Raw genomic sequence first — 19,793 nt, 5'->3', positions numbered from 1 at the left:
CAGTAGCGCATTTCGACTTTTTCCATCCGCCGGCTCTTGCAGCCTGCGCCCATCGGCATCATTGTCTGGCCGCATTGCGGGACGATCTGGCGTCCGGATGCGCGATGCGTCCAACCCTTGATTCCTCGAACTCGAAACCGGCCGGATGTACAAGCTCTATTCGATGCAGCGGTCAGGCAACAGCTACAAGGTCCGCCTTGCGCTCGCGCTTCTGAACGCGCCCTATCAGGCGATCGAGATCGACATCCTGCGCGGCGAGAGCCGCACGCCGGATTTTCTCGCCAAGAATCCCAGCGGCCAGGTGCCGCTGCTGGAGGTCGGCGAGGACCGCTTCATCGCCGAATCGAACGCGATCCTCTGGTATGTCGCCGGCGGCACGCCGCTGGTGCCGGAGCAGCGCATCGAGCGCGCCGAAGCGCTGCAGTGGATGTTCTTCGAACAGCATGCGCTTGAGCCGAACATCGGCGCCGCCTATTTCTGGCTGCTGCTGGTCAAGGGCGGGCGCGACCTGCAGACCCATGCGCTGGAGGACTGGATGGAGCGCGGCTATGCCGCGCTGCAGGTGATGGAGAATCATCTCAAGAGCAACGACTACTTTGCCGCGAAGCAGCTGACGGTCGCCGACATCGCGCTCTACGGCTACACCCATGTCGCCGATCGCTGCGACTTCGATCTGTCGACCTTCCCGAAGATCCGCAGCTGGCTGCGCCGCGTCGAGCAGACGCCCGGCTTCGTCGCGATGGACTGGCAGCCGGCGCTGATCGATTCGGCAGGCATCGCCGCCGATTACGGGTGAGGTCTTCACCGTAAGACTACCGACTGCCCGTAGAACAGCGGGGAAAATACACGCGATGGCGGGAACGATCACCGCCAGCGCCATGTTTGCGCCTTTTTTTCCGATTTGCCGCCGCAATCCTGCCCAGCGCGACCTTAGAATTTACCTCTGCGAGTGATTCGCTCGCGGATGTATGGGTAAGGGATTTCGACTTCATGTCCGGGTGGCGTCTTGCTTCCGTTCCGAGGTTCAGTTGGGTCCGCGGCCATGCATCGCCGCAGCCGTCGGACCGTCGTCGAGGGCTCCTCACGCCGATCAGCGGCTTTCATGACGACGCGACGCTCACCCTTTCGCCCAGCCTGACCACTGCCGTGGTCGCAACGATCGCGGCCAGCACGCTCTCATTGGGTGTCAGCGTCACCATCGCGGTGGTGTCGATCCGCGCCCTCTTGTCGATGCCCGCTTAGCAGGAAGCCATTTTGACAACCCTTCGCGGTTTTCGCGACAACAGGCGATGATTGTCTCGCGCACAAAATGGCGATGAAATCAACGGTCGTAATCGTTGCCGTGACCCTGGCACTCGCGATCCTGCTGGCGGCGTCACTGCTGATCCTGATCGAGCGGCGGGGCGAGCTTTCGTTCTCGCCGCTGACCGAGGAGGATCGGTCTGTCTATGTCGAGCTGGTGCGGCCGCCCGCCGCCGAACCGGTGCCGCCGCTGACCGTCTCGGATTGATCGCGAGCGCGGCTGCGCGTATCGAAGGTCCGTCGAGATTCAAACGGACGGCGAAGCCTTCATGCACGAAGCCCTCACTGTGCGCGCCATCGCGCGCGACGATCATGATCGCTGGTTGCCGCTCTGGGACGGCTACAACGCCTTCTACGGCCGTTCGGGGCCGACGGCGCTGCCGAGCGAGGTGACCGCCGTGACATGGTCGCGCTTCTTCGATGCCGACGAGCCGGTGCATGCCCTGGTCGCCGAGAGCGGCGGCGAGCTGATCGGCCTGGCGCACTACCTGTTTCATCGCGCCACCACCACGATCGGGCCGCTCTGCTATCTCAACGACCTGTTCACGAGCGAGGCCGCCCGCGGCAAGGGCGTCGGCCGGGCGCTGATCGAGGCGGTCTACCGCGAAGCGCGTCAGGCCGGTGCGCCGCGGGTCTATTGGCAGACGCATGAGACCAACACCACGGCACAGGCGCTCTACGACAAGATCGCCGAGCGCTCGGGCTTCATCGTCTACCGCAAGACGCTGTAACGGGCGGTGTCACGCCGCCGTCACGGGGCAGGCCTACGCTCCATCGAGCGCCTGATCATCCCCCGTCACCGGTCACGCGTTTCAGCGGTCCCCGTCAGTCGCCGTCTCTGACCGGGGCCGCATTTTTTTGGCGTGGCCACCTCTGAGAGCGGAAAGCGAGATGCTGCCGTGCGATCGGTGGGCTCCCTCTCCCCGTTCTTCACGGGGAGAGGGCTGGGGTGAGGGGCAGCGGATCGGGCGGTGCAGCCTTGCCAGAGCGCCCACTACGCACGCGTCAGCTCATCTTGAATCAGCGTCAGAACGCCTTCGATATTTCCTAGGACATCGTTGTTCCAAAAGCGAAGAACCCGATAGCCTTCCTCCGCTAAACGGCGATCGCGAACAACATCCTGCTTAGACTCGCTGTGTTGTCCCCCGTCAATTTCAACGATGAGGCGCCTCTCTCGACAAACGAAGTCGCAGATATATTCTGCGACCGGGAGCTGCCGAACAAACTTGTGACCATCCAGCCGACGGCTGCGTATCTTATCCCACAGCGTGTTCTCCGCGTTCGTCTGGGCAGTGCGGAGCCGCCGAGCAAGACCGACGGATTTCAGATCTGGTCCTCGCATGTGCCGTACCTCATCGCAGGTCTTCATCGTGCTGAAGCCGTTGAGACTGCAATACAGCACGAGCTGACGAGACCGGGCGAGCGCGACGACCACCACCCGTGCCGCTGCCCCTCACCCCAACCCTCTCCCCGTTCTTCACGGGGAGAGGGAGCATACCGGCTACGCAGCGGCAGCTCGAATCCAAATCCCGAGCAACGTCCTACTTCTTCCCACCCACCGTCTGCCTCACCTCGAAGCCCTCGAACTGCGGCGGGCCGAGATAGAGCGGCTTGTTGTCGCCGGCGCCCTTGTGGGCCATGCGGAAGGCTTCGGACTTGGTCCAGTCCTCGAACGCCGCCTTCGACGCCCAGATGGTGTGCGAGGCGTAGAGCGTATGGTCCTCGGCTTCCGGTCCCTTCAACAAGTGAAACTCGACGAAGCCCGGCACCTTGTCGAGATGGCTGTCGCGCGACAGCCAGACCTGCTCGAAGGCGGCCTCCGAACCCTTGGCAACGCGAAAACGATTCATGGCGATGAACATGCTGATCTCCTGAGGGATGAATGCCGCAGGCCAGGGAGTAGCAGACTTCGCGATGCAATGCGCCTGCGGCAATCGCCGCTGATGCCGCGATGTTGAACGCTGCGGGACCCGATCAGGACATGGCGCGAGCGAGCCCTACGCCACGAGCCCCTTGATCGGCTTCACGGCCGCGCTGTCCGGAAACACCGCGCGGCCGAGGGCGTGCTCACCGATGCCGAGATGATCGGCGAGCACGCCCTTGAACACCGCGCGCAGATCCGTGGTCGGCGCAAGATCGCGTCCCTGGTAGAGGCTGGCCATCTTCAGCGTCGGCCAGTCGGCGATCACCCGCCCGCCCTTCACCGCACCGCCGGCGAGCAGGGCGACGGTGCCGGTGCCATGATCGGTGCCTTGCGTGCCGTTGATCTTCGCGGTGCGCCCGAACTCGGTTGCGACCATCACGACCGTATCGCGCCAGCGCGGGCCGAGCCCGCTCTCGAACTCGGCGAGCGCACCATCGAGACCCGACAGGAGTTGCGCCAGCCGGCCGACCGCGCCGCCTTCATTGGCATGGGTGTCCCAGCCGTCGAACGCCAGCGCCGCGATGCGCGGACCATCATCCGCCGCGATCAGCTTCGCCGCGCCGCGCGCGACCTGGCGCATCGCCGCGATCTGGTTGCCGCCCGGCTTCGGCTTCATGTCGTCGCCGAACGCGACCTTGTCGAGCTTGAGCCCCTGCGACAGCGCAGCCGCCAATGCGGGATCGCGATGCGCATAGAGGTCCACCAGCCGCGTCGCGGTGTCGTCATCGGCCTGCGGCAAGGTCACCGGCGCCCAGCCGACGGTGGGCGCTGCGCCGCGTAGCACCAGCGGTGCCGTCGGACCGACCGCGAGCGCGCCCGTGACGCGGGGGCCGCGTGGCAGAGCCTCGACTGCGCGGTTGAGCCAACCCGATTGCACGCGGCCGGGACCGGCGAAGCCGCTTTCGAGCACGTCCTGGCCATCGAAATGCGAGCGTTCGCGATACGGTGTCGCGACCGCGTGAACCACCGCCGCCTGCTTGTCGCGATACATGCGTGCGAATTCCGGCATCGCCGGATGCAGCGCAAAGAACGAGTCGAGCGGCAGCGCCGGATTCGGTCCCGCCGTCGTCAGCGCAATCGCGCCATGCAGCCCGGCGTAGTCGGGATCGCCGACCGGCGCCACGGTGGCGAGCCCATCGAGCGCGCCGCGCAGGATCACGACGATCAGCCGTGGATCACGCCGATCGGCGGCCCGCGCGAATTTCGGCAGATAGCCCCAGGCGGCAAAGGACGCGCCTGCCAGCAGCAGGTGGCGACGCGAGGTCAACAGCGAGGTCGCGATCCGGTCCATCGTCATCTCCTCTGGAATTCCGGCGACATCAGCAGCAGCGCCAGCGCCTGCTGGCGCGATTCCGCACGCTCGATCGTGCGCCGCGTCTCCGTCGAAGTCGCGTCTCCCGCGGCGAGATCGAGCAGATCACGGGGATCGAGATTGTTGCCGAGACGCGCGGCGAGTTGCGCGGAGATGTCCAGCCGCAGCTTCATGCCCTCGGGGGCGGCCCACATCGCGATGGTATCGGCGAATCCGTTCGGCCCTGCGGGCGCCCACAGCGGCTGTCCCAGCATGTTCAGGGAATTGAGATAGAAGCCGGGATCCTCGGGCACGCGCGCCAGCAGCCGGCCGCCCGCGACCAGGAACTCATAAGGCGAGCGGATCTTGGCCAGCGGTGCCGACCAGGCTTCATCGGCATCGACGAGCGCCAGCGTCACCGCTCTCAGATCGCCGTCGCTCTTCTTGAATACGGCCTCGAGCCGCGCGACCAGCGCGGGCGGCGGATCATCGGCGACGAAATGGCGCGCGAGCTTGGTGGCGATGAACTTCGCAGTCGACGGATGCCGCGCGATGTCGGCGAGCGCAGCCTCGCCCTGGGCGAGGCCATCATCCCCGTAGACCTTGCCGAGCAGAGTCTGCGGCCCCGGCTGATGCGCATTGGCATTGAACACGAAGCTGCCGGGCGCCGCGTTGCGGGCGGCGAAGCTCCAGCCGGTGATGATGCGCGCCAGCGACGTCACGTCCTCCTGGCTATAGCCGCCGCCGACACCCAGCGTGTGCAGCTCCATGATCTCGCGCGCGAGATTCTCGTTGAGGCCGCGCTTGCGGTTCTGGCCGGCGCGCGAGTCCGGTCCGAGCGATTCCTGGTTGTCGAGAAAGAACAGCATCGCCGGATGCTGCTCGACCGCCTTCAGCATGTCGGCGAAGCGCCCGAGCACGTGCGGCCGGATCGCCTCGCGCTCGAACGCGCCAGCCCACATCCGCGCCAGTTCGCCCTTGCCCGCGGAGATGCAGAAATGATTCGACCAGAACGCCACCAGCCGCTCGGTGAAGCCGCAATCGGCGAGCACGGCGCGCTGCAGCCGCGCCAGCGCTTCAGCACGGAACGTCTTCTGGACGACGTTGGGCGGCTGCTGAGCCTGCGCGGGCTTTGCCGGCGCTCCCTGCATCGCGGGTGCGGGGTCGGCACCGGCCGCCGGGGCTGCCGAGGGCGGCGCGGCCATGGCTTTGTCCGCGCCGTTCGTGGACAAGCCGCGCGTCTGACTGGATGGCTCCTGCGGCGCGGCCTCGGACTTCGCGGCCTCGCGCGCGCGCTTGACCTCGTCCTGATAGGCAAAGACGGCAGCGGCGAGCGCTGATGTCGGCTGCAGGCCCGGCGTCTCCAGCAGCGCTCCGCTGGGACGGCCGAGCTCGGCCTTGACGAAGCCGCGCGGGTCTGACGCCGCATTGACGAGATCGCCCGAGGCGCCGCCACGCGCGCCGAAGCCGAAGCGATTCAATGCGACAAGAGCCGCCTGGGCATCACGCGCCATGCCTCATCCTCACCAGCGGCCCGTCATCACGGGAGCTCCCGAAGCAGTTTGCTGCCGCGACCGCAGACTGCGATGGCGCGGCAGATTGTCACGCACTATACTTGCCCGCGCAGATGAACCGGACATGAAAAGAGGTGGATCGGACGTGGTTCCGAAGGTGACAAATCGTTTAGCAGACGTGGCCGCGCGGCAACTCATCTGCGAGTCGTGCGGCGCGGAGTTCAGCTGCGATCCCGGCGGCTCCTGCTGGTGCTTCGAAGAGGCCGTGCGCCTGCCGCTGCCCGAGACCGGACAGACCCGGTTCAAGGACTGCCTGTGCATCAATTGCCTCAAGAGGCTGGCCGGCGAACCGGAGCCGGGCTCGTGACACGCTGGCACGTCGAAGCCGTCCTGCTCGACATGGACGGTACGCTGCTCGACACCGAGAAGGTCTATCTCGAAGCGGCAATCGCAGCGCTGAATGCGCTCGGCTATAGTGATGGCGTCGTCGAGCTCTGTCACGCGATGATCGGCATTCCCGGACCCGACAACGAGCAGACCCTGCGCGACCATTTCGGCGACGATTTTCCGCTGCTCGAAGTCAACCGCCTGTTCGCGGCCAAGACCATCGAGATCCTGCAGGCGGGCATGCCGCTGAAACCCGGCGTCATCGCGCTGCTCGACGCGATCGACGCGGTCGGGCTGCCCAAGGCCGTCGTCACCTCCTCCTCGCGCCGCACGGCGGCGGAGCATCTTGGCCTCGCCGGCATCGACCACCGCTTCGATGCGGTGCTGACGCGCGACGACGTGACCCGTGCCAAACCGCATCCGGACCTCTATCTGCTCGCCGCGGAACGGCTACGGACGCGTGCGCCGGCCTGCGTCGCGATCGAGGATTCCAATCCCGGCGTCGCCTCGGCGCACGCCGCCGGCGCGATCACCTTGATGGTGCCGGACATCGTGGCGCCGAACGATCATTCGCGGGCGAATGCGGCGGCCGTGCTGCCGGATCTCGACGCCGCCATCGCGCTGCTCGCACGCCGTTCGGTGCTGCCCGCCAGGATGTGACGTCAGATCCGCGGCCTGTGAAACGGCCGTACAGCTTTGCCATTGTCTTCAAACGCGACCGAACATGGTCACAATCGGTTCACGTCGTTGCGCCGGTGCCCACGGCCCTATCGGATACATTAACCCGCACGCCCTACCGTGCACGGCGTTGGTGGATGGGCTTATTTCATGTTGCGATTCATTGGCGCCGCGGGTGCGGCATTCTTGGCTGCGTTCGCTGGTGTGAGTTGGGCGGTCAGGGGGTTTCCGCTTCCGGATGGACCGTGGCGGGGCATGATGCAGACAGCTTCGATTGAAGCCGCATCAAATCTCGCTGCGCCGACGCCCGGGACCGTGGCGGTCGTGGCTCCCCTCTCCCCGACGGTCGACAGGACCTTCGGCGGCCCAGAATCGAAGGAGTTCGAGCGCAAGGCGTGGCTCGCGCAGCACACCTCGCAGAGCGACAAGAATCCCAAGCTGGACGTTTTGCGCATGGACGCGTTGCAGGCCGCGACGGCCTACAAGCTGTCGCCCTGCGACACAACCATGAAGCAGAACCTGGTCGACGCACTGACGGCCTACACGCGGGCCTATGTTGCCAAGCTGGACTGCAAGCGGCAGTTCTGGGGCGCGAAAATCTGCACCGACAAATCGCTTCGGGAGGCGGCCGACAGCGTCGGCACGCCGCTCGATCAGCGCGTGAAGGAGGCGTTGTTCGAAGCCTTCGAGGAGAAGGGCATCACCAAGGCGGACTTTCCGGCTGATGTGCGCGAGGAGGTCCCGCACTTCGCCGGACCCGCTTTCTGGTCCGACGAGTCGGCGGTGTGCCGGACGAGGCAGGCGCAACGGGACCGGCGATAGCAAACGGGCGCTGCCATGAACCGGCTGATCTTCATCATTGCGGCCATCGTCGTCTGGCAGGTCGGCGGACGGCTGTTCCTGACAGACGCGCCGACCGCGGCGGCGTTTCCGCCCGTCACCGGCGCGGAGTTTCAGGACCACGAGAAATACACCGAGGACGCCCGGCGCTCGCAGCGCGAAGACGCGCTGAAGTCGCTCGACCTCGCCTGGAGCGACCGCTGCGGCGCCAAGCGCGACAACTTCATCAGCGGCCTCAACCACTACTACTATCATCGGCAGAACCAGAACGAGCGCTACCCCGAGACCTATGGTCCGGCCGGCGCCGCCTATATCGCCGGCGTATGGACGACCGCCGAGGATCGAAGGATCGAACGGCTCACGCAGGAAGCCTACGCCGCCGGCTACATCAAGCCATCCGATTTCGACGGCATGGCGAGCCAGATGGTCGCCACGGTCGTCCGCGGTGAACAGGTCAGGGGACGCGGCTGCGCCGGCTGACGGTTGCGCGCGACGCGGATCGCTTGCCCTTCGGCAGGGCCGCGGCGACCAGCGTCCGTGCCGCCGCGCCCGCGGTTTCCATGTAGCTGGCGTCACGATGCAGCAGCACGACGGCGAACGCGCCGTCGAGCAGCAGCAGCATCTGGCGGGCGAGCACGCCCGCTTCGGCAATTCCCTGCTCTGCGAAGATCGCCTGCAGCCAGGCCTCGAACTTCTTCTTGTGGGCGGCGCCGATCCTGATGGCGGGATGGCCGGGCAGATTGGCGAGCTCCGCGGTGGTGCGCAGGAAGCCGCAGCCGCGCCATTTCGGATGCCGCGCGGCGCGGGCGAGCTGGTTGAAGATCCCGGCGATCTTGTCGGGCAGCGCGCCGTCGGTCTCATCGAACCAGCGCTTGAACAGCGCCAGGTTCGGCTGGTCGCGCGCGGCGAGATAGGCCGCGACGAGATCGTCCTTGCTGCGGAAATGATAGTACAGCGTCTTCTTGGTGACCCCCGCCTTCTCCGCCACCGCATCGACGCTGACGGCGCGGATGCCCTCGGCATAGAACAGCCGGCTCGCGGCGGCGACGATGCGGGCGGGCGTGGGATCGGAGGAACGGGGCATGGCGGCGTCCAATGTATACTAACCAGTGAATATACCTCGGCGGCCGCGGCGCCTAGTCTCCGCCTGCTCCACCCTTCAGCCTGCGAGACGCCATGACCGACCTCATCCTGCTCGACATCTCCGACCGCATCGCCGTGATCACGCTGAACCGGCCGCAGCGGCTGAACGCGCTCAGCTACGCGCTGATCGACCGGTTGATGGCCGCGCTCGACCGCATCGAGACCGATGCCGGCGTCAGGGCCGTGATCCTCACCGGCGCCGGGCAACGCGCCTTCTCAGCCGGCGCCGACATCGACGAATTCACCGCGAGCGTCCGCCAGGGGCGTGCCGCGGCGCTGCGCGACTTCGTCCGGCGCGGCCAGGCGATGACGGCGCGGCTTGAGGCGTTCCGCAAGCCGGTCATCGCGGCGGTCAACGGGCTCGCCTTCGGCGGCGGCTGCGAGATCACCGAGGCGGTGCATCTGGCGGTGGCGAGCGAGCGCGCCAGCTTCGCCAAGCCCGAGACCAGGCTCGGCATGCCGCCGACCTTCGGCGGCACGCAGCGGCTGCCGCGGCTGGTCGGCCGTAAGCGCGGGCTCGAGCTGCTGCTGACCGGCGATTCTGTCCCGGCGCAGCGCGCGCTGGAGATCGGGCTCGTCAACGCCGTCGTGCCGCATGACGAGCTGTTGCCGGCGGCGCGGGCGCTGGCACAGCGCATCATCCGCCATGGGCCGGACACGGTCGGGAGCATCATCACCGCCGCGACGCGCGGGCTCAACATGACGATTGGCGAAGGGCTGCAGGTCGAGAGCGAGCAGTTCGCGAGCCTGGTCGGCAGCCGCGATCTCGCCGACGGGCTGGCGGCCTGGCGCGAGCGCCGGCCGCCGCGGGTCCCCAGCTAGACCGGATGGCCGGGCGACTTGCGCGCCAGCCCGTCGAACGCATCGAGCAGCCGCTCGCGCCAGGCATGGACGCTGTCGCTCTCCTCGAGCAGCCGGAACGGGCTCACCACGCGCGCCCACTGGAAGCCGCCGAACACGATGTAGTCGGCATAATCGGGCGCATCGCCGCCGATGAAGGCCTGCGTCTTCAAGGTCTGGCGCAGCGGCTCCAGCGACCTGCGGAAGCCGATGACCGCCTGGTCGCGTGCGGCCATGACCTCCTCGAGGCTCTTGCCGAACCGCGCCTCGCGCGACTTGCGGAAGTAGTCGGCATCCGCGGCGGCAAGGTTCTTCGGGATGTCGGCGATGATCAGCGGAAAGATGCCGCCGACGATGGCGATGTCGCCCCAGGCATTCATGAAGCGCGCCATCGCGCGGCCGCCGGCGCCGCCGAACAGCGACGGCCGGTCCGGATAGGTGTCCTCGAGGTAGTTGGCGATCGCCCAGGAATCGGCCACCGCGCGGTCGCCGTCGAGCATGACCGGCACCTTCTCAGAGCCATGCGGCGCGATCGCGCCCTTCTCGGTGAAGCGCCACGGAATCGTATCGGTGCTCAGCCCCTTGTGCGCCAGCGCCATCCGCGTACGCCAGCAGTACGGGCTGAACGGGCGGCCCGCATCGGTCCCGACGAGTTCATACAGCTTCACGGCCATTCCCGGTCCTTCCTCCATCTCCGGCCCGTTCTAGCGCACGACGCGGCCGTTGTCGCGCAGCAGCTCCGCGCCGGCATCGGTGGCTACGATGAAGATGCCTGCGCCCGCGATCGCCTCGCGCGTGACGTAGCCGAGATCGGCGGCATCCTCCCACACCGTCAGCCGCGGGCAGCTCGTCCGCCAGGTCGCCACCACCTCGGCATGGCTGCGCGGCGCGCGCGCGATCCACTCGACGAAGTCCAGCACCAGGGGATCTGCCGATCCGGCCATGCTCGCCTCACTCCGCCGCCGAGCTCTGCGCGGCCAGCAGCAGCCAGCCGCCATAGAGGATGTAATAGCTCGCCACCGCCGTGATGATGCGGTTGGCCCAGGTGCGGAACTGCTGCTCGCTCATCGCCTCCAGGAGCCGCCGCGCCAGGCTGGTGCCGAGCATCGACGCCCCGACGGCGACGAGCGCGAGCACCGGATCGAGACCCGCGGCCTGGTCGATGATGCCGCCGAAATAGATCAGCTTGGTGAGATGGCTCGCGACCTGGCACGTCGCCTTGGTGGCGACGATCGACCTGCGATCGAACCGCGCACCGAGAAAGAACGTGTCGAGCAGCGGCCCGGACACGCCGGTCATCAGCATCAGCCCCATGCAGATCGTGCCGTAGATCGCGCCCTGCCAGACACTGTCCGGATCGGGCTTCAGGCTCGGCGGCATCAGCCGCGCCATGAACGGCGTGATGCCGAGCAGCAGCAGCGCCATCGGCGTGTCCGGCACGTAGCGGATCAGCGACCACAGGCCGAGCGCCAGCGCGCAGCCGACCAGATACACCGCGACCGGCCGCCAGCGGATGTGCCGGCGCCACAGCACCGCGCGCCAGCCGTTCGACGCCATCTGCGTCGCCGCGTGCAGCACCATCGCCGCCGGCAGCGGCATGATCGCCAGCAGCACGCCGATCAGGATCAGCCCGCCCGCCATGCCGAACAGGCCCGACAGGAACGCCGTCGCCACCATCAGCAATCCGAGCGCTGCAATCAGGGCGGGTGTCATGGCTGAGCTCCTCGCCATGCAATTTGTCGCACTGGCGATATCGGCACAAACCGAGTTATCTTGCCCTCCATCAGTTTTCCTGAGGGCGCGATGAGACGGCTGCTGTTCCTCAACGGCATCAAGGCGTTCGAGGCGGCGGCGCGCACCGGCAGCTTCGCCGCGGCAGGCAGCGAGCTCAACGTCTCCGCGGCTGCGATCAGCCGCATGGTCAACCTGCTCGAGCAGCGGCTCGGCGTGGTGCTGTTCGAGCGCAAGGCCAACCGGCTGGCGCTGACCGCCGCCGGCCGCGCCTATCAGAGCGGGCTGACGCCGATCTTCGACGCGCTGTCGAGCCTGACCGCGCAGATCATGGCGCCGTCGTCGATGCGGGTGCTGACGCTCGGCGTCGGGCCGACCTTCGCGATGAAATGGCTGATCCCGCGGCTCGCCGATTTCAGCACCGAGCAGCCGGACATCGAGGTGCGCATCACCACCGGCGGAGCGGCGGTGCCGTTCGGCGACGATTGGAGCTGCGGCATCAAGCTCGGCGACGGCGCCTGGCCGGGCCTCGTCGCCGAGCCGCTGTTCGCCGCCGATCTCGTGCCGGTGTGCACGCCGCGGCTCGCCGCGACCTTGAAGAAGCCGGCGGATCTCAAGGGACCGAGCCTGCTGCGGGTGTCGCACGCCGCCGAGGACTGGGCGCTGTGGCTGAAGGCCGCGGGCATCACGCGCGTCAGCGCGCGCGGCACCGAGTTCCAGTACTATGGACATGCGCTGCAGGCCGCAATCGACGGTCTCGGCGTCGCCATGGGCATCCGGCCCTATATCGACGACGATCTCGCCGCGGGACGCCTGGTTGCACCGTTCGCACTGACCGTCCCGAAAGGCGAGCGCTGGTATCTTGTCTACCGACATTTCCAGGCCGGCCAACGTGATTTCGCCGCGTTCCGGCGCTGGATCATGCGCGCGGCGTCACAGCCCGCGACCCGGAATTCTCAACGCAGGGACGCGATCAAAAAAGACGCGGACGTGTGAACCTGTTCACAAATGATCGGACCAATTCATGCTGTCGTTGCCGTTCGGGACATCCAGGACTGCGCAATGACGTATTTGTACGAGGACTTCGCCATCGAGCCGTTCGAAGCAGGACGCGGCTTGTGGCACGCGCGGATCCGCCGCGCGGACATGACCCCGGTGGTGATCAATGGCGTTTCGTTCCCCTCGCTCGAAGTCGGCTTCGCCTGGTCCGATGCGGACATGGCGATTGCCGACGCGAAAAGCCATATCGACCGCTTTCGCAAGCGGTGGGGCTGACACCTGCAAACCGATTCGGCGCACTTTGAGGCACGCGACGGAGGATATCGACCGAACCCCGGGAAAAGACGGATAGCGCGACGTGGAACAATCTCCGAGAGTGAAGTCCCCGAGAGTCCACCCGCGCGGCCAGACGGTTCCAAGCCAACATTCCAAACGCCAATTCGAAATGCCGAGTGTATTCGTAATGCGGACTGCAATTCATGGCTGAGCCTGCCGTCAAACACCTCGCTTTTTCGGTGCGTACGCGATGCCCGGACTGCGATGCAGAGCTGAGCGTCCTGAGCGTCATCAACGGCCGCGGCGGTTCCGAGTACTGGGCCCTGCAATGCGTCGCCTGCCACGGCGTGCATCTCGACATCGTCGAGCAGCCGACCCGGCATTGACCGTCGGCACGGCGTCGCGGGAACGCCATCGCGCTCATTGAACGCGCGTGGTCGTCCGCGCGCATGCGCATCGCCGCGTCCTGCTGCCACCATGCTGTCAGCAGGGCTGGAGGGGGCGCCCGATCACTCTTTCAAGTCGGCCTCATCCGTCCCATATTCGGGCGATGGCGAAGACCCCCGACACCCCCAAGAAGCCCGGCCGAACTCCGAAATCGAAAGCGCACCGGCCCGACGTGCAGCCGATCGGGCCCGCGCTCGCCGAGCTGCTCAATCCCGCCATCAACCGCGGCGAGAGCGGCATCGGTTCCTCAACGGGACTGCAGCCTCCGCCGGATAATTCCTGGGACCGCCGCAGCGGCGGCGAAGCCGCCGCGCACCGCGCGCGGGCGTCGACGAAGGGCAGGAGCGCCGAGGTCGCGACGGGCGACGCCTCGGCGCGACCCATGCCGCTGCGGCCGAATCCGCAGCCGGCGGGGGGGCGGTCGTCCGTCCGTGACACGTCACGAGCTTCAGCCCAGCAGGACGCTGCGCTCCCTCCCCCCTTGTGGGGGAGGGCTGGGGAGGGGGGTGCCCCAAGCAACACTGCCCGTGAGTCCACCCCCGCCTCCTCCCCGCAAGGGGGAGAGGAGGAGAGCGTGGCAGCGCGACCTGCGCCGCCTCCCGCGCTGGCTGACGACTCAGACACAGCTCGTGCCGGAGTGCCCCCCTCCCCACCCCTCCCCCACAAGGGGGGAGGGAGCGCCGCAGCGCAAGCGGACGCGCCCTTTGACAACGCTGGCGAGTCAGGCCTCGCCGAAGCGCCGCAAGCCAATTACGGCACCGCCGCCACCATCCCGACGCTCGATCCCGAGCTGGCGCGGCAGCTCGGCCTGCCCACCGCCGAGGACGACGAGGAAGCGCTCGCCCGTCCGCCGCGCAGCAAGATGGAGGCGCTCGGCGTCAAGGCCACGGCGGAAGCGTTGGAGTCGCTGATCCGCGAGGGCCGTCCCGAGTTCCGCAAGGACGACGGCTCGCTCAAGGTGTGGACGCCGCACCGGCCGCCGCGCCCGGAGAAGTCCGAAGGCGGCGTCCGCTTCGAGATCAAGTCGGCCTATGAGCCGAAGGGCGACCAGCCGCAGGCGATCAAGGAGCTGGTCGAGGGCATCCAGCGCAACGACCGCACCCAGGTGCTGCTCGGCGTCACCGGCTCCGGCAAGACCTACACCATGGCCAAGGTGATCGAGGCGACGCAGCGCCCGGCCATCATCCTGGCGCCGAACAAGACGCTGGCCGCGCAGCTCTATGGCGAGTTCAAGAGCTTCTTCCCCGACAACGCCGTCGAGTACTTCGTCTCCTATTACGACTACTACCAGCCCGAGGCCTACGTCCCACGCACCGACACCTATATCGAGAAGGATTCCTCGATCAACGAGCAGATCGACCGCATGCGCCACTCGGCGACGCGGGCGCTCTTGGAGCGCGACGACGTCATCATCGTCGCCTCGGTGTCGTGCATCTACGGTATCGGCTCGGTCGAGACCTACACCGCGATGACCTTCGCGCTGAAGAAGGGCGAGCGCATCGACCAGCGCCAGCTCATCGCCGACCTCGTCGCTTTGCAATACAAGCGCACCCAGCACGATTTCACCCGCGGCACCTTCCGCGTCCGCGGCGACGTCATCGACATCTTCCCGGCGCACTATGAGGACCGCGCCTGGCGCGTGAACCTGTTCGGCGACACCGTCGAGAATATCGAGGAGTTCGATCCGCTCACCGGCCACAAGCAGGACGAGCTGGAGTTCATCAAGGTCTACGCCAATTCGCACTATGTGACGCCGCGCCCGACCCTGGTGCAGGCGATGAAGTCGATCAAGTCCGAGCTGAAGGTGCGGCTCGACCAGTTGCACGCGCAGGGCCGCCTGCTCGAGGCGCAGCGGCTGGAGCAGCGCACCACCTTCGACTTGGAGATGATGGAGGCGACGGGGAGCTGCGCCGGCATCGAGAACTACTCGCGGTATCTGACCGGACGCCTGCCCGGCGAGCCGCCGCCGACCCTGTTCGAATACGTCCCCGACAACGCGCTGGTGTTCGCCGACGAGAGCCACGTCACGGTGCCGCAGATCGGCGGCATGTTCCGCGGTGACTTCCGCCGCAAGGCGACGTTGGCCGAATACGGCTTCCGCCTGCCGTCCTGCATGGACAACCGCCCGCTGCGGTTCGAGGAGTGGGACATGATGCGGCCGCAGACCGTGGCGGTGTCGGCGACGCCCGGCGGCTGGGAGCTGAACGAGGCCGGCGGCGTGTTCGTCGAGCAGGTCATCCGCCCCACGGGCCTGATCGATCCTCCCGTCAACATCCGGCCCGCCCGCACCCAGGTCGACGATCTCCTCGGCGAGGTCCGCGCCACCGCGCAGGCGGGCTATCGCTCGCTGATCACGGTGCTGACCAAGCGCATGGCCGAGGACCTCACCGAATATCTGCATGAGCAGGGCATCCGCGTCCGCTACATGCACTCGGACATCGACACCATCGAGCGCATCGAGATCATCCGCGATCTCCGCCTCGGCGCCTTCGACGCGCTGGTCGGCATCAACCTGCTGCGCGAGGGCCTCGACATTCCCGAATGCGCGCTGGTCGCCATCCTCGACGCCGACAAGGAAGGTTTTCTGCGCAGCGAGACCTCGCTGATCCAGACCATCGGCCGCGCCGCGCGCAACGTCGACGGCAAGGTGATCCTCTACGCCGACCAGATGACCGGCTCGATGGAGCGCGCCATCGCCGAGACCAACCGCCGCCGCGAGAAGCAGGTCGAGTACAACACGATCAACGGCATCACGCCGGAGAGCGTCAAGAAGTCGATCGGCGACATCCTCAACTCGGTCTATGAGCGCGACCACGTCCTGATCGAGACCGGCGGCGGCACCACCACCGACGACGTCATCTCGATCGGGCACAATTTCGAGGCCGTGCTGGCCGACCTCGAAACCCGCATGCGCGAAGCCGCCGCCGATCTGAACTTCGAGGAAGCCGCCCGCCTCCGCGACGAGGTCAAGCGCCTCCGCGCCACCGAGCTCGCCGTCGTCGACGACCCCACCGCCAAGCAGCGCACCGTGCAAGGCAAGGCCGGCGCCTACGCGGGCGCGAAGAAATACAGCGACGCCGCCAATTTGCCGACGGCGGCCTTGAAGGGCCGGGGTGGCTCCAGCCGCAGTTCATCAAGCCGCGCCGGCGGTCCCTCCGTTCCCTCCCCCCTCGTGGGGGAGGGTCAGGGAGGGGGGCCCGCGAGTCGCGGCGGTCGTGGCGGCGCAAAGTCTCGCGACCACGATCCACTGCTGCCCTCGGTCGACGAGATCACCGGCGGCGCCTCACGCAGCACCAGCTCCAAAGTCCACAAGCCCCATCTTGACGAGATGCACGGCCCGGAATCCCTGCCCTACCGCCCCAACGCCAAGCTGCCGGCAAAGCCGTTCGGCAGCAGCAGCAAGATCATCCAGCCGACCAACTCCCGCGAATCCGGACCCGAATTCGGCCCGGCCCCACGCTCGACCGGCGGCGCGCCGGGGAAGCGGGGCGGGTGGAAGAAGCGGTGAGGTGTAAATCTTTTCGCCGCGTCGTTGCGAGGAGCGACAGCAACGAAGCAATCCAGTCTCTGCACTTGGTCTGATCTGGATTGCGTTGCTTCGCTCGCCATGACGTCTGGTTTGCGATCTCAACTGGAAAACGTATCTTGTTGAGCTACTCTGCTCACATGAAACTCGGCTTCGAAGAACCTCAAACCGCCTACACCAGCGGCACGCAGAAGGCGCGGGCGTGGACCGAGGCCTGGGTCGGTGCGCAAGCCTATTGTCCGAACTGCGGCCGATCGAACATGGCGCAGTTTCCCAACAACAGCCCGCTGGCCGACTTCTTCTGTACGAGCTGCCGCGAAGAGTTCGAGCTGAAGAGCCAGAAGAAGGCATTCGGCGCCAAGATCGCCGATGGCGCCTATGGAACGAAATGCGAGCGGCTCGCCGCCAGCAACAACCCCAATCTCCTGCTGATGAACTACGACCGTGACACCCGGTCGGTCATCAACCTGTTCGTCGTGCCGAAGCACTTCTTCATCCGCGACATCATCGAACAGCGCAAGCCGCTGGCGGCGACCGCGCGCCGCGCCGGTTGGATCGGCTCGAACATTCTGCTCGACCGCGTTCCCGAGTCGGGCAAGATTCACATCGTCCAGAATCGCGTCGTCCGCGCCAAGGAGCTAGTGCTGCAGGAATGGCGCAGGACGCTCTTCCTCCGCAAGGAAACCCTAGATGCACGCGGATGGCTGATCGAGGTCTTGAAATGCGTGGAGTCGCTCGGCAGAGCGGAATTCACGCTCGATGATGTCTACGCCTTCGCCCGCCATCTCAGCCAGCTCTATCCCGGCAACCAGAACGTCCGGCCCAAAATCCGCCAGCAGCTCCAGTTCCTGCGCGACCAGGGCTTCCTGGAGTTCGTCGCGCGCGGCCGCTATCGTTTGAAGACATGAGGTCCGGCAATGGCGTGGTTCTTGAACTTCTATCGCTGTGAACGCTGTGCTCACGCCTGGACCGACGAATGGTCGTGCATGTGCGACGACGAGTGTCCTCACTGCGGCGCCCGCGACATGTCTCCGTCCCGAAGCGATGACCTGACGGAGCTGATCCTGAGCAACGAGGATTGCTTCGTCGTCCTCCGCTCGCCTGATGACGCAGAGGACGAGCCTGCCTATGAAGAGCTCGGGCGATTCTCGAGCCGAGCCAAGGCGGAGGAATTTCTTGCGGCGTCCGCTCCCAGTTAGGTCGGCATCGACGACGACGATCTTCGGCTTTGCGACGCGCATAGCCCTCAACCAGTTGCTCGTCATGCCAGCAGAGAGCCTGCCTGACAGCGCGTGAGACGCAGTATTCGTTCCGAAAAATAAAAACATCTTGCGCTTTATCGGAAATCATGATTATCTCCCCCGCATCCCGCCTCACCGCAGAGGGGCGTAGCGCGCGATCGTCACGACACGCGAGGCGGGGATGCGATGGCCGCGATCAAGCCGCAGCGTGTCTTCGGATGCGCCGACGAACGGCGGGGCCGCGGACGTGAAGTCGCAGCGTCCTGATACCCCGACGCTGGTATCAACCTGGCGCAATGCTAGCGCATTGCGCTGGGGATGGTGGCCAACAAGCCCGGCGCACCAGGGAGACTGCGTATAAGCGTGAAGACCGTCGCGCAGGGAATGCCGGTTGAATCGGCTTTGCCTGTGGTACCTGCCGCCTGCACTTTTTTCGCAGGCGGGCCATGGGTGAGGCCTTCAACCGGCATTCCCTGCGCCCTCTGCATGATTTGCGAGGGACGTGTTCGATGCATCACTCGGGCGAATCTCGCCGCGAGATCACGTCCTCATGTCTTCAACTCGATCGCTGTTTGAATCGTAAATCCGCCAAACCCACCGCTGTCGTCCCGGACAAGCCGTGACGCGCGCCAGCGGGTCGCGGCGCCGATCCGGGACCCATACGCCGCGGCGGACGTGATGGGCAAAATGCCCATGACCAATTTGCCTCAAACCGCTCCCTGGGGGTATGGGTCCCGGCGTTCGCCGGGACGACGATGGAGTTGGTTGAGACAGACACCCGCTATCCTCGCCGACGTGTCGGACGAGCCGCGGCGCACACGAGCGCTGCGCCGAAGCTGACGCCATGCTTCGCGAGACGGCGCCCGCCTCACCCCATCGCCAGCACCGCGACCGACAGCAGCGCCAGCATCACCGTCGAGCTCAGCAGCTGCAGCGATCCCTCCGGCTTGATACGCCAGCGCAGCACCTTGTCGGCGAGGCCGAGCGTTGCGTCGTAGAACTCCGCCGCGTAGGCCTGCCTGAGCAGGCGCTGAAAGCGCGGGCCTGCCGCCGAGGTCATGAGCACGTGGATGATGGTCGCGCTCGCGACGAAGCCGATGATCCCCGGCCGCAGCGCGGTGCTGTGCGCGAGCTTGAGGATCAGCGCGGCGCCGGCGTAGGTCGGAATGGCCTGGAACAGCGCGGTCAGCGCCATGCCTTCGAGCAGATTGAGCAGCGCCGCCTTCGGCGCGGAGGTGCTGGGGGAGGCGACGGTGAGCATGGCCTGGACATCCGGTTGCGGCGGCCCTCGGCGAGGACCAGACCGCTCCCGTCTAGCGGACCGTGAGACCTGTCACGCCGGGCACCGTCTCCGGGCCGAGGCGGAGGCACGCCGCAGACGAGCGGCGCGCCGCATCGACTAGGTCCGGCCCTGCCCGTTGACCTGGCCCTGCTGCTGCTGACGCTCCTGCTCCTTGGCGCGGTGACGGCCGTAGAGGCAGCCGGCGGCGGCGCCGAGCACGCCGTGATGACCGGCATAATGGCCGGCGACGCCGCCGACGATGGCACCCTTGATGCACCCCTTGGCCTCGGCGTCCTGCGTCGACAGCAGCGCCAGCGCTGCGACGGAGGCGGCCAGCATGGTCTTCGTGATCGACATCGTCATGATCGAGCT

24 protein-coding genes are annotated in these 19,793 nt (G+C 66.7%); 14 read left to right on the top strand and 10 right to left on the bottom strand.

Going from position 1 to position 19,793, the window contains the following annotated elements; translation table 11 throughout:
* The first annotated feature begins 145 nt into the window (after positions 1–145).
* The 4 genes from ACQR1F_RS20310 (at position 146) to ACQR1F_RS20295 (ending at position 2,033) form a co-directional block, all read left to right on the top strand.
* On the top strand, positions 146–796 hold the full coding sequence (locus ACQR1F_RS20310) for a glutathione S-transferase family protein (protein WP_315803309.1): 651 nt from the start codon (positions 146–148) through the stop codon (positions 794–796).
* A 194-nt stretch (positions 797–990) separates the two neighbouring features.
* Complete coding sequence (locus tag ACQR1F_RS20305) at positions 991–1,242, top strand: hypothetical protein (protein WP_434913722.1); 252 nt, start codon at positions 991–993, stop codon at positions 1,240–1,242.
* 67 nt (positions 1,243–1,309) lie between these two features.
* Positions 1,310–1,510, top strand: coding sequence for a hypothetical protein (locus ACQR1F_RS20300; RefSeq protein ID WP_316217490.1), 201 nt, complete (start codon positions 1,310–1,312; stop codon positions 1,508–1,510).
* 61 nt (positions 1,511–1,571) lie between these two features.
* On the top strand, positions 1,572–2,033 hold the full coding sequence (locus ACQR1F_RS20295; RefSeq protein ID WP_434913721.1) for a GNAT family N-acetyltransferase: 462 nt from the start codon (positions 1,572–1,574) through the stop codon (positions 2,031–2,033).
* A gap of 263 nt (positions 2,034–2,296) precedes the next feature.
* Here the strand turns inward: ACQR1F_RS20295 and ACQR1F_RS20290 are convergent, their stop codons facing one another.
* The 4 genes from ACQR1F_RS20290 to ACQR1F_RS20275 all read right to left on the bottom strand — a co-directional run bounded on the left by ACQR1F_RS20290 (position 2,297) and on the right by ACQR1F_RS20275 (position 6,031).
* Positions 2,297–2,740 carry an endonuclease domain-containing protein gene (locus ACQR1F_RS20290; RefSeq protein WP_315803305.1) on the bottom strand — a complete coding sequence of 148 codons (444 nt, stop codon included), beginning with the start codon at positions 2,738–2,740 and terminating at the stop codon, positions 2,297–2,299.
* A 103-nt stretch (positions 2,741–2,843) separates the two neighbouring features.
* Entirely contained in the window at positions 2,844–3,164 is a 321-nt protein-coding gene (locus tag ACQR1F_RS20285) for an antibiotic biosynthesis monooxygenase family protein (protein WP_316217492.1), read from the bottom strand.
* Positions 3,165–3,299: 135 nt separating this feature from the next.
* Positions 3,300–4,523 (bottom strand): DUF1501 domain-containing protein, encoded by a 1,224-nt coding sequence (locus ACQR1F_RS20280; protein ID WP_434913720.1) that lies wholly within the window; start codon positions 4,521–4,523, stop codon positions 3,300–3,302.
* The gene (locus tag ACQR1F_RS20275) at positions 4,520–6,031 is read right to left on the bottom strand and encodes a DUF1800 domain-containing protein (protein ID WP_434913719.1); all 1,512 of its coding nucleotides are present in this window, start codon (positions 6,029–6,031) and stop codon (positions 4,520–4,522) included. Before ACQR1F_RS20275 ends, ACQR1F_RS20280 begins: the two co-directional genes overlap by 4 nt.
* A 145-nt stretch (positions 6,032–6,176) precedes the next feature.
* Here ACQR1F_RS20275 and ACQR1F_RS20270 point away from each other — a divergent pair, with 145 nt between their 5' ends.
* The 4 genes from ACQR1F_RS20270 (at position 6,177) to ACQR1F_RS20255 (ending at position 8,416) form a co-directional block, all read left to right on the top strand.
* On the top strand, positions 6,177–6,398 hold the full coding sequence (locus ACQR1F_RS20270) for a cysteine-rich CWC family protein (RefSeq protein WP_315803301.1): 222 nt from the start codon (positions 6,177–6,179) through the stop codon (positions 6,396–6,398).
* Positions 6,395–7,078, top strand: a complete 684-nt coding sequence (locus tag ACQR1F_RS20265; RefSeq protein ID WP_434873897.1) for an HAD family hydrolase — start codon at positions 6,395–6,397, stop codon at positions 7,076–7,078. The genes ACQR1F_RS20270 and ACQR1F_RS20265 overlap by 4 nt, the downstream gene beginning before the upstream one ends.
* A 342-nt stretch (positions 7,079–7,420) precedes the next feature.
* Positions 7,421–7,918 carry a hypothetical protein gene (locus ACQR1F_RS20260; RefSeq protein WP_316217496.1) on the top strand — a complete coding sequence of 166 codons (498 nt, stop codon included), beginning with the start codon at positions 7,421–7,423 and terminating at the stop codon, positions 7,916–7,918.
* A gap of 15 nt (positions 7,919–7,933) precedes the next feature.
* Entirely contained in the window at positions 7,934–8,416 is a 483-nt protein-coding gene (locus tag ACQR1F_RS20255; protein WP_316177588.1) for a hypothetical protein, read from the top strand.
* Here ACQR1F_RS20255 and ACQR1F_RS20250 read toward each other — a convergent pair.
* The gene (locus ACQR1F_RS20250; protein ID WP_434899475.1) at positions 8,391–9,020 is read right to left on the bottom strand and encodes a TetR/AcrR family transcriptional regulator; all 630 of its coding nucleotides are present in this window, start codon (positions 9,018–9,020) and stop codon (positions 8,391–8,393) included. The genes ACQR1F_RS20255 and ACQR1F_RS20250 overlap by 26 nt on opposite strands.
* A gap of 92 nt (positions 9,021–9,112) precedes the next feature.
* On the opposite strand from ACQR1F_RS20250, the gene ACQR1F_RS20245 reads away from it, so the two are divergent.
* On the top strand, positions 9,113–9,901 hold the full coding sequence (locus tag ACQR1F_RS20245) for a crotonase/enoyl-CoA hydratase family protein (protein ID WP_434913718.1): 789 nt from the start codon (positions 9,113–9,115) through the stop codon (positions 9,899–9,901).
* Here the strand turns inward: ACQR1F_RS20245 and ACQR1F_RS20240 are convergent.
* From ACQR1F_RS20240 to ACQR1F_RS20230, 3 genes are read right to left on the bottom strand one after another with little or no spacing between them, the layout of a single operon-like run.
* Positions 9,898–10,593, bottom strand: coding sequence for a glutathione S-transferase family protein (locus ACQR1F_RS20240; protein ID WP_434913717.1), 696 nt, complete (start codon positions 10,591–10,593; stop codon positions 9,898–9,900). The genes ACQR1F_RS20245 and ACQR1F_RS20240 overlap by 4 nt on opposite strands.
* A 30-nt stretch (positions 10,594–10,623) precedes the next feature.
* Positions 10,624–10,863 carry a hypothetical protein gene (locus tag ACQR1F_RS20235; RefSeq protein ID WP_434840248.1) on the bottom strand — a complete coding sequence of 80 codons (240 nt, stop codon included), beginning with the start codon at positions 10,861–10,863 and terminating at the stop codon, positions 10,624–10,626.
* Positions 10,864–10,870: 7 nt separating this feature from the next.
* Positions 10,871–11,632, bottom strand: coding sequence for a sulfite exporter TauE/SafE family protein (locus tag ACQR1F_RS20230; protein ID WP_316237597.1), 762 nt, complete (start codon positions 11,630–11,632; stop codon positions 10,871–10,873).
* A 90-nt stretch (positions 11,633–11,722) separates the two neighbouring features.
* Between ACQR1F_RS20230 and ACQR1F_RS20225 the strand changes: the two genes are divergently transcribed.
* The 5 genes from ACQR1F_RS20225 to ACQR1F_RS20205 all read left to right on the top strand — a co-directional run bounded on the left by ACQR1F_RS20225 (position 11,723) and on the right by ACQR1F_RS20205 (position 17,806).
* Positions 11,723–12,646 (top strand): LysR substrate-binding domain-containing protein, encoded by a 924-nt coding sequence (locus tag ACQR1F_RS20225; RefSeq protein ID WP_315803292.1) that lies wholly within the window; start codon positions 11,723–11,725, stop codon positions 12,644–12,646.
* Between the two features lie 66 nt (positions 12,647–12,712).
* Positions 12,713–12,925 (top strand): hypothetical protein, encoded by a 213-nt coding sequence (locus ACQR1F_RS20220; RefSeq protein WP_315803493.1) that lies wholly within the window; start codon positions 12,713–12,715, stop codon positions 12,923–12,925.
* A 203-nt stretch (positions 12,926–13,128) separates the two neighbouring features.
* Positions 13,129–13,311 (top strand): hypothetical protein, encoded by a 183-nt coding sequence (locus ACQR1F_RS20215; RefSeq protein WP_315714095.1) that lies wholly within the window; start codon positions 13,129–13,131, stop codon positions 13,309–13,311.
* A gap of 164 nt (positions 13,312–13,475) precedes the next feature.
* Positions 13,476–16,880, top strand: coding sequence for an excinuclease ABC subunit UvrB (uvrB, locus tag ACQR1F_RS20210; RefSeq protein ID WP_434913716.1), 3,405 nt, complete (start codon positions 13,476–13,478; stop codon positions 16,878–16,880).
* A 140-nt stretch (positions 16,881–17,020) separates the two neighbouring features.
* Positions 17,021–17,806 (top strand): DpnI domain-containing protein, encoded by a 786-nt coding sequence (locus tag ACQR1F_RS20205; RefSeq protein WP_434913715.1) that lies wholly within the window; start codon positions 17,021–17,023, stop codon positions 17,804–17,806.
* Positions 17,807–19,007: 1,201 nt separating this feature from the next.
* Here the strand turns inward: ACQR1F_RS20205 and ACQR1F_RS20200 are convergent.
* Complete coding sequence (locus ACQR1F_RS20200) at positions 19,008–19,400, bottom strand: hypothetical protein (RefSeq protein WP_315803285.1); 393 nt, start codon at positions 19,398–19,400, stop codon at positions 19,008–19,010.
* Positions 19,401–19,538: 138 nt separating this feature from the next.
* Positions 19,539–19,760 (bottom strand): hypothetical protein, encoded by a 222-nt coding sequence (locus ACQR1F_RS20195; protein WP_316217552.1) that lies wholly within the window; start codon positions 19,758–19,760, stop codon positions 19,539–19,541.
* Positions 19,761–19,793: the final 33 nt, after the last annotated feature.

Origin of the sequence: Bradyrhizobium sp. HKCCYLS3013 (genome assembly GCF_051167615.1) — a bacterium.
Lineage (GTDB): Bacteria > Pseudomonadota > Alphaproteobacteria > Rhizobiales > Xanthobacteraceae > Bradyrhizobium.
Note: the sequence above shows the minus strand (reverse complement) of the source record. Positions and strands in the feature narration are given on the sequence as shown.

Bases quoted from the DNA above. Each gene is read 5' to 3' on its own strand.
- ACQR1F_RS20310 (WP_315803309.1), top strand. From the start codon at position 146: ATGTACAAGCTCTATTCGATGCAGCGGTCAGGCAACAGCTACAAGGTC.
- ACQR1F_RS20305 (WP_434913722.1), top strand. From the start codon at position 991: ATGTCCGGGTGGCGTCTTGCTTCCGTTCCGAGGTTCAGTTGGGTCCGC.
- ACQR1F_RS20300 (WP_316217490.1), top strand. From the start codon at position 1,310: ATGGCGATGAAATCAACGGTCGTAATCGTTGCCGTGACCCTGGCACTC.
- ACQR1F_RS20295 (WP_434913721.1), top strand. From the start codon at position 1,572: ATGCACGAAGCCCTCACTGTGCGCGCCATCGCGCGCGACGATCATGAT.
- ACQR1F_RS20285 (WP_316217492.1), bottom strand. From the start codon at position 3,164: ATGTTCATCGCCATGAATCGTTTTCGCGTTGCCAAGGGTTCGGAGGCC.
- ACQR1F_RS20280 (WP_434913720.1), bottom strand. From the start codon at position 4,523: ATGACGATGGACCGGATCGCGACCTCGCTGTTGACCTCGCGTCGCCAC.
- ACQR1F_RS20275 (WP_434913719.1), bottom strand. From the start codon at position 6,031: ATGGCGCGTGATGCCCAGGCGGCTCTTGTCGCATTGAATCGCTTCGGC.
- ACQR1F_RS20255 (WP_316177588.1), top strand. From the start codon at position 7,934: ATGAACCGGCTGATCTTCATCATTGCGGCCATCGTCGTCTGGCAGGTC.
- ACQR1F_RS20250 (WP_434899475.1), bottom strand. From the start codon at position 9,020: ATGCCCCGTTCCTCCGATCCCACGCCCGCCCGCATCGTCGCCGCCGCG.
- ACQR1F_RS20245 (WP_434913718.1), top strand. From the start codon at position 9,113: ATGACCGACCTCATCCTGCTCGACATCTCCGACCGCATCGCCGTGATC.
- ACQR1F_RS20240 (WP_434913717.1), bottom strand. From the start codon at position 10,593: ATGGCCGTGAAGCTGTATGAACTCGTCGGGACCGATGCGGGCCGCCCG.
- ACQR1F_RS20235 (WP_434840248.1), bottom strand. From the start codon at position 10,863: ATGGCCGGATCGGCAGATCCCCTGGTGCTGGACTTCGTCGAGTGGATC.
- ACQR1F_RS20230 (WP_316237597.1), bottom strand. From the start codon at position 11,632: ATGACACCCGCCCTGATTGCAGCGCTCGGATTGCTGATGGTGGCGACG.
- ACQR1F_RS20225 (WP_315803292.1), top strand. From the start codon at position 11,723: ATGAGACGGCTGCTGTTCCTCAACGGCATCAAGGCGTTCGAGGCGGCG.
- ACQR1F_RS20220 (WP_315803493.1), top strand. From the start codon at position 12,713: ATGACGTATTTGTACGAGGACTTCGCCATCGAGCCGTTCGAAGCAGGA.
- ACQR1F_RS20215 (WP_315714095.1), top strand. From the start codon at position 13,129: ATGGCTGAGCCTGCCGTCAAACACCTCGCTTTTTCGGTGCGTACGCGA.
- uvrB (WP_434913716.1), top strand. From the start codon at position 13,476: ATGGCGAAGACCCCCGACACCCCCAAGAAGCCCGGCCGAACTCCGAAA.
- ACQR1F_RS20200 (WP_315803285.1), bottom strand. From the start codon at position 19,400: ATGCTCACCGTCGCCTCCCCCAGCACCTCCGCGCCGAAGGCGGCGCTG.
- ACQR1F_RS20195 (WP_316217552.1), bottom strand. From the start codon at position 19,760: ATGCTGGCCGCCTCCGTCGCAGCGCTGGCGCTGCTGTCGACGCAGGAC.